Below are 14,606 nucleotides of genomic sequence, written 5' to 3'. Positions count from 1 at the left end.
GAAGGATCCAGGACCGATTTCTAAACCAATTCATAAAACAAATCTTTCCACGTAGGATTAAATCCTTCTAAAAGAGCCAGCTTCCTTTTTCTTGTCCATCCCTTTAGAACTTTTTCGCGCTCTATTGCAAAGCGGATATCTGAAAATTCTTCAAAATAGCCTAACTTATCAACGCCATATTTCTGCGTAAAGCCCGGAAAACGTTTTTCTTTGTGCTCTTTTACACGCTTTATCAAATTACTTGTCACGCCAACATAGAGCGTACCATTTCTTTGACTAAATAAAATGTATGTATAGCTCTTTTGAATCATGCCATAAACATACACAAAAGCAAATGTCATATTATGACAATTCCAAAATATATTTGCAGGACTGGATCCTTCACTACGCAGAGCTTCGTTCAGGATGACGATGTTAAGGGCCTACCCTTCCGTATACAGCTTTTTCATCTCGTCGGTGATAGCCATGGGACGGCCGCGGTTCAGGTCCACGAGCACCCACTGCGTCTCGGATTCAAAAATCACCTTGCCGTCGGAGATGCGCTCGAACTGGCACTTGCGCAGGCACGCCACGCGGCCATACGCCGCCACCCAAGTTGTCCCGCGGATTTCATCGCCCAGAAAAGCCTGGTTCTTGTATTCCACGTGCTGCACGTGAATCATCCAGCCTGCGCCGAGGTTCTTCATCAAGGCCGTACCGCCGACCGATTCGGAATGCGCGATGGCGATATCCTGGATCCACTTCACCGACCAAACGTTGTTGAAGTGGTGATTGTCGTCAATCATCTCGGGCGTCACCTTAAAAACCTGAGAGAACTGCATCGGATTCACCGTTTCTTCCATCGCAATAGCCATAAAGCCTCCTGTCACGGGAAATATAGCAAACCATCTTTTTCATACGGGCAGTAAAAACACGCCTTTTTTATAGCATCAATACCACATCTTTTTACATTTTTATTTTATTTTTCTTTGCGTAAAAACATCAAGAGAGATACATATGGATTGGAACGACTTTACGAGCCTTACCGCCGAAGACATGATGGCCATTTGGGACTTCAAGACCAAGGACCCGTTCTCGATTCTGGGCATCCATCCGCTCGAAACCGACAAGGGAATCAAGACGGTCATCCGCACGTACCAGCCGCAGGCCGCCTTCGTCCGCGGGGAAAGCTGCGACGGCGAAGTGGAATTCGACTTCGTGAAACTGGGCGATACGGGTTTTTTCGAGGCCATCCTCGACATGGAATTCGAACCGTTTTTCTACAACCTGATTATCAAGCAAGGCGACGGCATTGAGTACACGCTCACCGACCCCTACGCCTTCCAGCCGGTGCTCAGCGAATTCGACCGTTACCTGATCGCGGCGGGAACGCACTACGAACTTTACCGCAAACTGGGCGCGAACCTGGTGGAACACCAGGGTTTCAAGGGAGTCCAGTTCGCCGTATGGGCTCCGAACGCCCGCTCCGTCTCTGTCGTGGGCAATTTCAACAGCTGGGACGGACGCCGCCACCAGATGCGCATGCTCGGCAGCTCCGGAATCTGGGAAATCTTCATCCCGAACCTCGGCGAAAACGAACTGTACCGCTTCGAAATCCACGGTGCCGACGGGAACCTGCACGTGAAGGTGGACCCGCTCGCCAAGCTCAGCGAAGTGCGCCCGGCGACCGCCTCCATCACCACGCATATTGACGGCTACGAATGGGGCGACGACCTTTACATGAAGACCCACTGGGCAACCAAGGTTTTTGGAAGCCCGATGAACATCTACGAGGTGCACGCGGGCTCCTGGAGGCGAGACCCCGCGAACCCCGACCGCTTCCTCAACTGGGATGAACTTTCTGAACGCCTCATCCCCTACCTCAAGGAGATGGGCTACACGCACGTGGAATTCCTGCCGCTCGCGGAACACCCGCTCGACGAATCCTGGGGCTACCAGGTGACCGGGTACTACTCCCCCACGAGCCGCTACGGCACGCCCGACCAGTTCCGCCACTTTGTGGACCTGTGCCACCAGAACGAAATCGGCGTGATTCTCGACTGGGTCCCGGCGCACTTCCCGAAGGACGCACACGCGCTCGGACGCTTTGACGGCACCGCCTGCTACGAGCACGCCGACCCGCGCCAGGGCGAACACCCGCACTGGGGCACCTACATATTTAACCTGGGCCGCAACGAAGTCAAGAACTTCCTCATCGCGAACGCGATGTACTGGCTCAAGGAATTCCACTGCGACGGCCTGCGCGTCGACGCCGTGGCATCGATGCTTTATCTCGACTACGGCAAGGGCCCCGGCCAGTGGGTCCCGAACAAGGACGGCGGCAACATCAACTACGACACCATCGAATTCCTGAAGCACCTGAACAGCATCATGGGCCGCCTCACGCCGCACGCGATTTTGATTGCCGAAGAATCCACGAGTTTCCCGAGCATCACGCGCCCGCCGGAGCAGGGCGGCCTCGGATTCCACTACAAGTGGAACATGGGCTGGATGAACGACTTCCTCAGCTACATCGAACACGAGCCCATCCACCGCAAGTACCACCACAACCAGCTGACATTCAGCATGATGTACGCCTACAGCGAGAACTTCATCCAGGTGTTCAGCCACGACGAGGTGGTTCACGGCAAGGGTTCCATGCTCCGCAAGATGCCGGGCGACAACTGGCAGCAGTTCGCAAACCTCCGCCTCACCTATGCCTTCCAGTATGCGCACCCGGGCAAAAAACTCAACTTCATGGGCAACGAGTTCGGGCAGTGGCGCGAATGGAACGAGAAGCAGTCGCTCGACTGGCACCTCGTAAGCTGGGACAGCCACGGAAAGCTGTTGCAGATGATGAAGACGCTCAACCACCTGTACAAGGAAAACGCACCCTTCTGGGAAATCGACCACTACCACACCGGTTTCGAGTGGATCTGGTGCGACGACGCGGACAATTCCATCGTGAGCTTCGTGCGCAAGGACGACCACGGGAACCAGATTCTGTGCGTGTTCAACTTCACGCCGGTCGTGCGTCACGACTACCGCCTGGGCGCCCCCGCCCGCGGAGCCTGGAAGGAAATCTTCAACACGGACGCGGCCATGTTCGGTGGCTCTAACGTGGGTAACTTCGGCGAAGTCTGGACGCAGGACATCCCGTGGCAGAACCGCCAGTGGAGCCTGAACATTCAGCTCCCGCCGCTCGCAGCTCTTTACTTCAGGCTGGAACGGTAACACAACCGTGTCATCCTGAGCTGAGCCGCAGGCGAAGTCGAAGGATCTCAAAAAAAATTTGCCGCGGGCAAATGCCTGCGGCTTTTCATATACGGATAAAAATGCGCGCCCCTTATGGTGCAAAAGAGGGAATTCAATCTTTTACGCAACGAACGGAGTATTTTCCATCAGCATACACTTCAGTCTTTGAAGGATAATCATCATCAAAAGAAAAATACCTTACATAAACAAAACCCAATGCGGCATTTTGAATTTCACTAGTCCAAAATAGAGCTCTTTCACCACTATATCTATATTTGAAAACTGTTTTATCTTCATTATCAGGCATAGCTTGTCCCACAGGCAATACCGCAAAACCATAAGTGTCTAGGCCCTGTTCTTCAACCCAACCAGCACTGCTTTTCAAGTATTTGTCTACTTTCGAGTCACCTTGCTCTTTTTTGATTGTAGAAATAAGTTTTGAAAAATCTGCTGAGTTCGGCAAATGCCAACCTTGCGGACAGACCCCCCTAACAACGCTAGTTGATGTGATTTCACAATCTTCCATACGTCCATAACGACAAAGTTGATATGACCAGCATTCGTCCGAATCTTCATCCAAAAACTTACAATCCGCATCTACGGCCGCAGCCCAATTGTAAAAGCGACCCGTCCTTTGGCAAACACCATCTTTCGATCCATCGGCACAGTAGCTTACTGCAACTCCGCGATTTGACAGAGTCTCTGTACCACTATTATAATTGTAATTCAGATTTTCGGCCATCCAGACTTGAGAACCTATAACAACAGTCCTATATATCTGGTCATCTCTTTCATCCGTTAAACTGCCGTATGTGACATTGGCCGGATAATTATACTCAAAATTTTCATCCGAAAAGGTAATCTGACTTGACGAAGATTCATCGTTAGACGAGGACACCATACTCGAAGATGATAATTTACTGGATGATGAAATATCGCTGGAGGAGGATTTCACACTGGAAGATGAAGCATCACTGGAGGAGGATTTTACACTAGAAGATGAAGCTCCGCTGGAAGACATTGATGTACTAGACGAAAGTTTTTCGCTAGAATATGTCGAAGCACTAGATGAAGTGTTTTTACTGGACGAAGAATTTCTTCCTGATTTCTCAAGCGAAACAAAAGAAATTAAGTCAACACCCTCACTGTAACTGGTATAAGTAACCTTTATTTTATACAAGTTTGATTCATGGGAAATTGTTCCTGTATAGGTGCAGCGAGTCATAGCAGCATTTGCATCTGTTGACGACTCAATATTTTCTATACCAGCCTTGCTTAAAGCTGACTTAAATGCATTTTGGCTCAAATCCGTTTTTTCAGCTTTTGAATCATCTACCATAATGGCTGACGTTGATGTAAATTTGACATTCTTTTGTATATAGTTTTCTGAAAAAACGTTCTCCAAATAAGTATAGACAATTAACTCCGTTTCCGTAGAAAACGTATTCACATCGACATTCAAATGTCCAGCAACCATGCTATCTAGCGAATTCCATAACAAAGTTGCCTTAAATCGACTATTTTCACTCAATCCTGATTTCGTGTACTCCACAGATGATTCATAAAGAACTTTTTCTTCATAACCCATATCCTTTAGTGCTTTGATAAAATCAGCCTGTTCCGATTGAGAAAACTCTTGTGCCACATCGCATCCGCCCCCAACTGTTTTTTCCCAGACAAGGGATGACTTTGGCATGTAAGTTTCCGCCAAGACACAGTTAGAAGCCTTCGCAGAACTGCTTGAATAATTTATGGTTTCTTTTTCAAAAGAGTACAAATCATTTGAATCTGTCGAGGAAGATAATATCGAGGTAGCAGAAGAAGCGGAGTCATCGCTACAACCTAAATAAATCGCACAAATTCCACCCATCAGGGCAGCAATCAGCGTTATTCTAAAAAAATGTATCATAACAGCCTCTTCTTCTAAAGATTTTGACCCTTTTAAAAATAATACAATTTTCATTTTTTTCCTACACAATAAAATGCAAAAAGAACGCCCCGGCAGAGCCGAGGCGTTTCTTCAAAGAATGATTCCGGCGGTTAAGCCGGAATGATATTCCTTATTCCACCGTGATGAGGGTGACGGTGCGCTTGCCGACCTTAACCGGCTTGCTAATGTCAACACCCTTCTTGGCCTTCTTGGACGGATCGTTTGCCCAGCCTTCCTTCAGCTTTTCAGAGCTGCGGTCGAGCGTCTGGACAGTGGCCTTGCCCTTGAAGCCAGGAATGTTCAGCTTGAGTTCGTAGTCGCTGTACGGGCTCTTGTTGATCACGAGGAGGCTCTTCTTCTTGCCGTTTTCGGTGTAGTAAGTCGTGATGAGCGATTCCTTGTCACCGGAGATTTCGGTCTTGAGGAGCTTGCCGCGGAGAGCGTCAGAAGCCATCTGGAATGCCCAGTAGCTCGGACGCGGGCAGTTCATGCATTCTTCTGCAGAACGGGTCAAGTAACCGTAGTCACCGCCTTCCGGAGTGATGTCGTTGTGGATATCCCAGTACTGTGCGTTGTCCACGTTTTCGGTGGCGAGCATAGCGAGGTAATCAGCAACGAACAGGCCGTTTTCGAGAGCGATGGTCTGCGGACCCGGGTTGAAGTCCACGGAGTTCCATTCGGTGAGCCAGAGTTCGATCTTCTTGTCCTTCTTGAAGTGGCTGGTCCACTTGTCCACAACCTTATGGAGACGGCTGTAGATAGGAACGAGGTCCTGCGGAGCAGAGAGGAGTGCGAAGTCGTTTTCTTCACCGAAGTGCTGCGGATAGTGGTGAACAATGAGACCGTCGGCAATGTCGCCGGTTTCCTTGAGCACGTTGTCGTTCCACTGGCCATCGAGCACGCCGAGCACGGCCACCTTAATGGTCGGGTCAACCTTCTTCATGGCTTCGATGAACTTACGGGCGCGCTTACCATAAATGGTACCGCCGTCCTTACCATACTTTTCGTAGTACGGGTGCCAGTTACCATAGACTTCGTTACCGATTTCCCAGTAAACGATGCCGGCCTTCTTGTCGATGTTCGTGTGCTTCACCCAAGCGGCGGCTTCCTGTTCGGTGCCGGAACCGAAGTTCACGGTGAACATGGCGTTAGAACCGGTCTTCTTCAACCAAGCGAGGAATTCGTCGGTATCGACCATCCAGTCGTGGTTGTCGAGGATTTCTTTCCAGTGGTCGTCATCGGCACGGAGACCACCCGGGTAACGGATGATACCGTGGTTGATGCGCTTGGCGAATTCAGCAGTCTGAACCTTGAACTTCGGATTGTCGAGCATGTCGCCATCCCAAAGGGCAGCGTTGATACCGAAGAGGCCACCCGAGATGTTCGGGTTGATCACGTCGCCGGTACCCTTGACTTCAACCTTCACGAGAGCCGGACGGGCAGCAGCCTTGACTTCGCGCTGGTTGGTGAGCTTGATGTTGTCGATTTCGAAGGAGCCGTTAGAACCTTCTCCACCCGGTTTGAAGTCGATAGAAACGACGTTCTTGAGGTCGAACACGCCGTTTTCCTTGGCGTTAGGCGGCTGGTAGTACGGGAACTTGCTGAAGGTGCGGAACGGCACGATCACAGTGGTACGGCCACGCGGCACACCGGTGTTGGACACGAAGAGCTCGTTGCCGGCGTCACCGACCTGGACCGTGATGGACTGCCATGCACGTTCAGAGTAGACGTCGAACATAATGCCCCAGTGGTTGGTCCAGTCGCGGAGCTTGGCGTCGTGAGCGGCAGTGTTCTTGGTGAAGTCGAGAACGAAGTCCACCCAGTCAGACATTTCGAAGTGCTTAATGAAGAGGGTGTTGCCATCGAGCTTGGAGCTCTTGTACGGCATCTCGATTTCGGCCTTAGACTTCGGGCCGAAAGACGGTTCCCACTTGTCCTTGGCAAACTTGCCTTCGAAGTCGGAGATGACCAGGTCCGGAGCCTTGGACTTCCAGTTGTCCCACTTGATATCCGGGTCAACCCAGTCGATATTTTCGGTGAAGGTAATCTGGTCAACAAAGATGGTCACAGGAGCCGGCTTGCCCGGTTCGCCCTGGTTTTCACCCTTGCCCACGGAGAAGCGGATTTCCTGAATCTTGTTCCACTGCACGTCCTTGGCGACTTCGGCCTGCTTGTTAGCATCCCAAGCCTTACCCTTGTCGACGAACTTCTTCAGAGGAATCTTGACGAGCTTCCAGTCCTTGCTGACCTTGGAGCCTTCGATCCAGTCGTTCAGGCTGACCTTGGTCTGGCTCTTGATGTCGTTACCCTGGTTGTCGAGGATACCCACGTAGACCTTTTCGCCACCGAGCTTACCCTTGATCCAGAAGTAGAGACCTCCCTTGTTACGCACCTTGGAGAGGTCAATGAACTTGCCTTCGCCAAGAGAGTAGGTCACGCCGGACCAGTCGTTGTTATCGATGTACAGGGCGAGCACGTTCGGGTTGCCCTGAGTCTTGGAGTTAGCTTCGCGCTGGGCAGAAAGACCACCGTAGCTGTAGCTGAAGCCCTTGAGCTGGTTATCGTAGAACGTACCATTCTTGACAGGCTTAGCCTTGCCGTCGAGCTTTTCGGGGTTCTTCGGGCCGTCAATGACGTCGTTGTTTTCGTCCCAGTAAACAATCTTCTTCTTCGGGGCAGCCTTCTTGTTGCCCTTCACGATTTCGATGTTGTCCACCCAGACTTCGAATTCGCTAGCAGCGCTCTTGTCGATGGAGAAACGGATTTCAGCAATCTTGTCCCAGTCGATACGGGCAGGGAATTCGGACTTGCGGGTGTTGTCCCAATAAAGACCACGGTCCGGGAAGTCCACGAGAGGAATGGAAACCTTCTTCCAGTCCTTCGTCACAGCGCCACCCTCGATATACTTGTTCATCGGGAGCACGACCTGCGTCTTCTTGCCATCGGAAACTTCTTCGTCCAGCAGGCCGATTTTCACGTTTTCGCCGCCGTTCTTGCCCTTAATCATAAACTCGACCTTGGAATCAAGCATGTACTTGTTCAAGTCGAAGAATTCATTGTAAAGGCAGATGGAAGCACCGGAGTATTCCTTCGGGTCCAGCTTGATATTCAGTGCGGCCTTGGACTTGTAACCACCATCCTTGGTGATGGTCACGCCCTTGCTCTTACCACCGTAAGAGTAGTCAAAGCCACCCTGACGATACTGTTCGTCGAAGAACTTGTACACGACAGTCTTCGGCTTTTTCGGCTGAGCCATTGCAGCAGTGACACCGATCCCGAGAAGGACGATGGTCGCCGCTTTCAATGTTTGCTTAATCATATATCGCATCCTTTTTGTGTTTATGTTTGTTCTTGAAATTTACGTTTTTTCCCACCAAAACAATGCGTACGCCAAGTTAAATGGCGTACACGCTTGAAAACATTACTTGGCTTCCTTGAGGAGCTTCTCGACCAGTTCCGGGCTGAAGCGATCTTGGCGCTTGCCGTTAATGTAGAAGTTCGGGGTGCCCTGCACGCCGACCTTCACGCCCAACTGGAAGTCCTTATCGATACGGGCGATCATAGCGGAGTCGAGGACCATGTCCTTCTTGAACTTTTCGAGGTCGAGCCCCACTTCCTTGGCGACAGCCAGGTAGACGGAGTCGGAGAGCTCACGAGAATGCGGAGCCAAGGCATAGCGGTATTCCCAGAACTTGCCCTGCTTCTGAGCAGCAATAGAAGAGGCGGCTGCGGCCTGGGCGTTGGCGTGGAAGCTCAGCGGGAAGTGCTTGTACACGAACTTGATTTCGTTCGGGTACTTCTTGTTGAGTTCCTGCATGGTCGGGGCAATGCGGCTGCAGTACGGGCACTGGAATTCGGTAAATTCAACAATCGTGAGCTTCGGGTCCTTGGCATTGCCGAACACCGGGCTGTCGTCGTCGGGAATGTCCCAGACCTTGTTGGCCATCTCCATTTCCTTCTTGGCGTCTTCCACAGAAATACCGCGCTTGTCGAGGGCGAACTTGATGGCTTCGAACTCTTCCTTCAAGGTGCTGAAATCCTTTTCAAGGGAATCGAGGCGAGCCTGCTGATTAAAGGAACCGCCAGCAGAGGCCTGGTTACAAGCGACAAGACTGATGGCAAAGATAGCCATAGCTACGATAGAGAGACGTTTCATTTTTTTTCCTTTTGAATTGAGATGTCTAGCGGGCGCGGTCCGCCCACGGGTTTCGGCTTGAAATATATAAAAGTTATCCGTTACTAGTTATTAGTTACTAGTTCATCAAGGTTATAGAAAAGCTTGCAACCAGGCAACAGAAACGGCAACTCGTTGAATATCAACGAGTTAGTGCATCCTAGACAAGTTATTCCTAAAATTATCCCTGCGAAGTTTCGGCGAACTTCAGGTTCTCGTAATTCTTCATCGCGAGATTCAGGCGGTACTCGTTCGGGAACAGGCAAACAAGGTTACGTTCCTTGTCCATCATGCAGTCCATCGCGTATTCCTCGGCGAACTTGCCCAGGTCCTTCTCGGGGCCGGTGACCCAGCGGATGCCATGAGCCGGAACGCGGTCGAGTTGCACGTCGGCGCCGTATTCGCTCTGCAGGCGGAACTTGAGCACGTCGAACTGCAGCTCGCCCACCACACCAATCACAGGTATCGCGGACTTGAGCGGTTCATAAAGCTGCGTCGCACCTTCTTCGCTAAGTTCTGCAAGGCCCTTCGCCATCTGCTTGCTCTTGAGCGGGTTCAAAAGCGTCACGCGGGCAAAGTGTTCCGGGGCGAAGTCCGGAATACCGGTGAAGTTCACCTTCTCGCCGTCAGTCAGTGTATCGCCGATGCGGAAAAGTCCCGGATCGTTAATGCCCACAATGTCACCCGCCCAGGCGTGGTCGATGACTTCCTTGTCCTTAGCGAGGAACGCCGTCGGGGCGGCGAGACGGATTTCGCGGCCCGTGCGCACGTGGTAAACTTTTTCGCCGCGGGTGAAGCTTCCCGAGCAGATGCGCAGGAAGGCGGTGCGGTCGCGGTGCTTGGGGTCCATGTTGGCCTGGATTTTGAAAACAAACGCACTGAAGGCGTCCTCGTCGGGGCTAACCGGGCGCTTGTCGGTCTCGCGCACCATCGGGGGCGGCGCAAGCTTCGCGAAAGCGTTCAACAGCTGACGCACGCCGAAGTTGTTCACCGCAGAACCGAAGAACACGGGGCACATCTCACCCTTCAGGAACTTTTCGTGGTCGAACGGGTCCATACCGCCGGTGACCATCTCGTATTCTTCCTTGAACTGGTTCACCCAGTTCTCGCCGCACATTTCAACGAGGCGCGGATCGTCCGGGCCTTCCATCTGGATGATTTCCTGATGGCCCTCTTCCTTGTTGAAGGTATGGAACGTATTCTCGGCGATGGAATACACACCCTTGAAAAGCTTGCCCACGCCAATCGGGAGCGTAAACGGGGCCGTCTTGATGTGGAGCACGTTTTCAATCTGGTCGAGCAGGTCGAGCACATGGCGGCCATCGAGGTCCATCTTGTTGATGAACGTGATAATCGGGGTGTGGCGCATGCGGCACACGTCCATGAGCTTGATGGTCTGCTTTTCCACGCCGTTCACGCTGTCGATAAGCACGAGGGCAGCATCCACGGCAGTCAGGGCGCGGTAGGTGTCTTCACAGAAGTCCTGGTGCCCCGGGGTATCGACGAGGTTGAACATGCAACCTTCGAACGGGAAATTCAAAACGGAAGAAGAAACCGAAATACCGCGCTGCTGCTCGATTTTCATCCAGTCACTCACGGTGTAGCTGCGGTTCGCCTTCGCGCGCACGTGGCCCGCCTCGCGAATCACGTTCCCGTACCACAGGAACTTCTCGGTGATGGTGGTCTTACCCGCGTCGGGGTGGCTTACGATGGCGAAAGTGCGGCGTTTTTCGATTTCGGAATTCATGGCGCCAAATATAGAAAAATCTACCGATGATGATAGGGGTGGTTTTGCATCACCATCTGCACACGGTACAGCTGTTCCGCTGTAATCACGCGGGCATGGTCGTGGGTGAACGTCAAGGGTGACAGCGAAAGCAGCAGGTCGGCGGATTTTTTGAGTTTTTCGTCAATCCCGTATGCCGAACCGATCAAAAACACCACGTTCCCCGGAAAACGATCGCGCAAGGTGTCGGAGAGCTTCACGGTATCCATGAGCTTGCCTTCTTCCGACAAAATAACTCGTTTGTATTCACTCTTAGGGAATTTCTTTTCGAAAAGGGTTGCCTCTTGAGCGAGGGACTGATTGCGGTCATCCAACTTGGATTCCTTGAGCTCCACCACCTCAAGCGGAATGGCCCCCCCACGCAAGCGCTTCACGTAGCGGTCCACCTCGTCCGCAATGAACGGCGAGCCAGCCTTACCAAAAACAGCCAAAACCCACTTCATAATAAAAAGTGTGTAGTGTGAGATGTGGAATGTTATCTGCCTACGCTCAGGCGTTCGATGAGGAATTCGGGCATGCCCGCCTTGCGCATGCGTTCCTGCGTCTGGAACACGTCGTATTCCACGCGGATTAAGCGCACGCACTTGGTCTCGGTATCGAGCAGGCACCAGCAGGCGCGCGGATCCCGGTCACGCGGTTGCCCCACGCTGCCCACGTTCACCAGCAGGCGTTCGGTGTCGGCAATCACGTACTCGTACTCGTCCAGAATCTTGGGAATGGCCATGGGGCGGCTCGCCACGATCACCGGGCTGTGCGTGTGGCCCACAAAGCAATATGTCCCGCCAAAGTGGTCAAAGGCATCGAGAGCATCCTCCAGGTCGGTCACGTAAACCCAATCGGCGGGCGACATCGGAGAGGCATGTACAAAGGTAATGTCGTTCTCTTCAAAAATGTACGGCAAGGACTTCATGTAGCTCACGGACTCGGCACTCAGGTGCTGCTGGGTCCATTCGATGGCCTGCTTAGCATAGGGGTTGAATCCCACGCTGGACTCGTACTTGATTCCCACGCTGTCGTGGTTGCCAATAAGGCACACGTCCATGTTGTCTTTCGCCAGCTTGACGCATTCGTCGGCATCGACGCCATAACCCACTAAATCACCTAAACAAATCCTTCTTTCAACGCCGTTATCCTTCATGGACTGCAATACAGCCTCAAAGGCAACCGCGTTGGAATGAATATCAGAGCAAATACCGTAAAGCATATCGTAAATGTATATAATTTTCTATCTTTACGTGCGTATGGATTTCATTGAAGACAAGACAAAGGTGAGCATCGCCTACACGCTCAAGGAGTTGAACGGGCGTATTCTGGAAGAAGTCCCCGCCAAATTTCCCTTTGTCTACATTCACGGCTACAACAACATCATCCCAGGCCTGGAAACAGCGCTTTTGGGACGCAAGCTGGGCGAAAAATTTTCCGTCGAAATCCCTGCCAACCTAGGATACGGCCTCTACCGCAAGGATCTGCTGATCCAAGTGCCCAAGGAGGAACTCCAGGAGGTGGGCGAACTCTGGCTTGGCATGGAACTCGAGATGTTCATGGACAACGACATCCGTGAATTCCAGCTCCCCGACACCGCCGACGAGTTCTGCGACGACCTGAACCTGGACGGCGAAGACGAAAGCGACGGCATCTACATTGTCAAGGAAATTTACAAGGACACGGTGCTGGTGGACGGGAACCACCCCTTCGCCGGCAAGGACCTGATTTTTGACGTGGAGGTTGTCGGCATCGAGACCCCCTCCTACACCGAACTCGAGAACGGATTCCCCGACAAGGACGAGTTTGATGAAGGCTACGACGACAATTACGACGACCGCTACGACAACGAAGGCGGTTATAGTGACAACGAAAACAGGAGATGGCGCTAATGGCGAACATGGATGAACTCAAGAAGGCTGCCGGCGTAAAAGCCGCCGACATGATTAAAGACGGCATGACCGTAGGTCTCGGTACAGGCAGCACCGCCGCCCACATGGTGAACCGCCTCGCCGAACGCATCAAGACCGAGGGCATCCACGTGACGGGAGTCTCCACCAGCTGGAGCACCACGTTGCAGTGTCGCAGCCTCGGCATCCCGCTCAAAGAGATGGGCGAAGTCTCCCACCTCGATATGGTGATTGACGGCGCTGACGAAATCGACCCGAAGCGCAACCTCATCAAGGGCCGCGGTGCGGCTCACCTCCTCGAAAAGATTGTCGCCTCCATGACCGACGAATACATCATCATCGCCGACTCAGGCAAGAAGGTGCAAAAGCTCGGCGAAAAGTTCGCCGTGCCCCTCGAAATCATCCCGGGCGCCATCGCCGTGGTCACAGAGCGCGTCAAAAAACTCGGCGGCGAAGTCAAGGTCCGCATGGGCGCCCCCGGCAAGGACGGCCCCGTGATTAGCGATTCCGGCAACCTCATCGCCGATGCGAAGTTCGGCATCATCGAAGATGCAGACAAACTCGCACGCGACCTCGAGCACATTGTGGGCATCGTGGGCCACGGTCTTTTTATTGGCATGGCAACCAAGGTGATTTTGGCCGATGCCGAAAAGGGTCTGGAAATCTTCTAATCCAAAAGACGATTCTACATTTAAAAAAGAAAGCCCCGGTCCAAGGACCGGGGTTTTCTTTTAAGCTTTTGGCTTTGTGACTTAGGCTTCGTCGTCGGAAAGTTCCGGAGCCTTCTTGATCACGTTGCGGCGGCCATAACGGACCTTGGACGGATCAAAAGTGACTTCGGCAGCCGGGGCGGCTTCAGCGGCCGGGGCGGCTGCAACAGGGGCAACCGGAGCAGTTTCCACAGCAGGAGCTGCCGGGGTTTCAACCGGGATACGCGGAGCCAGCGGGCGGCGGGCTTCGGCGGCCGGGGCTTCGGCAGAAGCGGCTGCAGGGGCAGCGGCTTCGGCGACAGGAGCTTCGGCATTGTTGAATTCACGACGCTGACGGTCAGGACGACCTTCACGGCGGTCACGGCGCGGGCCACGGCCTTCGCGCTGTTCGTTGCGGTCACGACCCTGACCCTGCTGGGACTGGCCGTTCTTTTCACCGCGGTTTTCTTTATTCTGACGATCTTTGTTGCGATCCTTATTGTTGCGTTCACCACGCTGGGCCATTTCCTGTGCACTGACAGGACGGCGAGAACCCGGCTTCAGGTTCATGTCGGGGGTGAGCTTTTTAACAATCGGAGTGTGAAGATTGTCGAGAATCTTGCTAACCTTCGTGAGGATAACAATGCACAAAATCACTGCAATGAGTGAAAGTGCGGGAGCAATGTATTCCATCTGGGCACCTCATAAGTAAGGGTTAATCCGCAACTGCAAGCTGGAAAAGACCTGCAGAAGGGGTGATTGCAAGTGTGTGTTAATTAAGGGCCATCTTAATAGCGCCTCCATGGAGACTTGACGGCCGAGGGGGCTCCTGGCGGCGAGGCCGATCCACGGAGCAAGGTTGGTTGTCGCCAAGGCGACAAACCGGGGGCAATCACGGGTG

Annotated in this window: 12 protein-coding genes; 3 read left to right on the top strand and 9 right to left on the bottom strand. The window is 52.7% G+C overall.

Features of this window, described 5'->3' with window-relative positions:
• Positions 1-20: 20 nt before the first annotated feature.
• Both BUB55_RS02360 and BUB55_RS02355 read right to left on the bottom strand, forming a co-directional pair.
• The gene (locus tag BUB55_RS02360) at positions 21-311 is read right to left on the bottom strand and encodes a GIY-YIG nuclease family protein (RefSeq protein WP_073187986.1); all 291 of its coding nucleotides are present in this window, start codon (positions 309-311) and stop codon (positions 21-23) included.
• Between the two features lie 111 nt (positions 312-422).
• Entirely contained in the window at positions 423-854 is a 432-nt protein-coding gene (locus BUB55_RS02355; RefSeq protein ID WP_073187886.1) for an acyl-CoA thioesterase, read from the bottom strand.
• A 142-nt stretch (positions 855-996) separates the two neighbouring features.
• Here BUB55_RS02355 and glgB point away from each other — a divergent pair, with 142 nt between their 5' ends.
• A complete protein-coding gene (glgB, locus tag BUB55_RS02350) occupies positions 997-3,213 on the top strand; it encodes a 1,4-alpha-glucan branching protein GlgB (RefSeq protein WP_073187883.1) in 2,217 nt (738 codons plus the stop codon).
• Positions 3,214-3,346: 133 nt separating this feature from the next.
• Here glgB and BUB55_RS13775 read toward each other — a convergent pair whose 3' ends face one another.
• The 6 genes from BUB55_RS13775 to BUB55_RS02320 all read right to left on the bottom strand — a co-directional run bounded on the left by BUB55_RS13775 (position 3,347) and on the right by BUB55_RS02320 (position 12,328).
• Entirely contained in the window at positions 3,347-5,197 is a 1,851-nt protein-coding gene (locus BUB55_RS13775; RefSeq protein WP_083596828.1) for an FISUMP domain-containing protein, read from the bottom strand.
• Positions 5,198-5,294: 97 nt separating this feature from the next.
• Positions 5,295-8,483: a carbohydrate binding domain-containing protein gene (locus BUB55_RS02340; protein ID WP_073187880.1), complete on the bottom strand. Its 3,189-nt coding sequence runs from the start codon at positions 8,481-8,483 to the stop codon at positions 5,295-5,297.
• A 102-nt stretch (positions 8,484-8,585) separates the two neighbouring features.
• Entirely contained in the window at positions 8,586-9,320 is a 735-nt protein-coding gene (locus BUB55_RS02335) for a DsbA family protein (RefSeq protein WP_073187878.1), read from the bottom strand.
• 199 nt (positions 9,321-9,519) lie between these two features.
• The gene (locus BUB55_RS02330; RefSeq protein WP_073187876.1) at positions 9,520-11,085 is read right to left on the bottom strand and encodes a peptide chain release factor 3; all 1,566 of its coding nucleotides are present in this window, start codon (positions 11,083-11,085) and stop codon (positions 9,520-9,522) included.
• Positions 11,086-11,105: 20 nt separating this feature from the next.
• Positions 11,106-11,567 carry a 23S rRNA (pseudouridine(1915)-N(3))-methyltransferase RlmH gene (locus BUB55_RS02325; protein ID WP_073187874.1) on the bottom strand — a complete coding sequence of 154 codons (462 nt, stop codon included), beginning with the start codon at positions 11,565-11,567 and terminating at the stop codon, positions 11,106-11,108.
• A 32-nt stretch (positions 11,568-11,599) separates the two neighbouring features.
• Positions 11,600-12,328, bottom strand: a complete 729-nt coding sequence (locus BUB55_RS02320; RefSeq protein ID WP_073187872.1) for a metallophosphoesterase family protein — start codon at positions 12,326-12,328, stop codon at positions 11,600-11,602.
• Positions 12,329-12,365: 37 nt separating this feature from the next.
• Between BUB55_RS02320 and BUB55_RS02315 the strand changes: the two genes are divergently transcribed.
• Both BUB55_RS02315 and rpiA read left to right on the top strand, forming a co-directional pair.
• Positions 12,366-12,998, top strand: a complete 633-nt coding sequence (locus tag BUB55_RS02315) for an FKBP-type peptidyl-prolyl cis-trans isomerase (RefSeq protein WP_073187984.1) — start codon at positions 12,366-12,368, stop codon at positions 12,996-12,998.
• Positions 12,998-13,687: a ribose-5-phosphate isomerase RpiA gene (gene rpiA / locus BUB55_RS02310; protein WP_234971766.1), complete on the top strand. Its 690-nt coding sequence runs from the start codon at positions 12,998-13,000 to the stop codon at positions 13,685-13,687. The genes BUB55_RS02315 and rpiA overlap by 1 nt, the downstream gene beginning before the upstream one ends.
• 81 nt (positions 13,688-13,768) lie before the next feature.
• Here the strand turns inward: rpiA and BUB55_RS02305 are convergent, their stop codons facing one another.
• The gene (locus tag BUB55_RS02305) at positions 13,769-14,398 is read right to left on the bottom strand and encodes a hypothetical protein (RefSeq protein WP_073187868.1); all 630 of its coding nucleotides are present in this window, start codon (positions 14,396-14,398) and stop codon (positions 13,769-13,771) included.
• Positions 14,399-14,606 lie beyond the last annotated feature (208 nt).

Origin of the sequence: Fibrobacter sp. UWP2 (assembly GCF_900141705.1) — a bacterium.
Classification (GTDB): domain Bacteria; phylum Fibrobacterota; class Fibrobacteria; order Fibrobacterales; family Fibrobacteraceae; genus Fibrobacter.
This window is presented reverse-complemented; position numbering and strand designations above follow the sequence as displayed.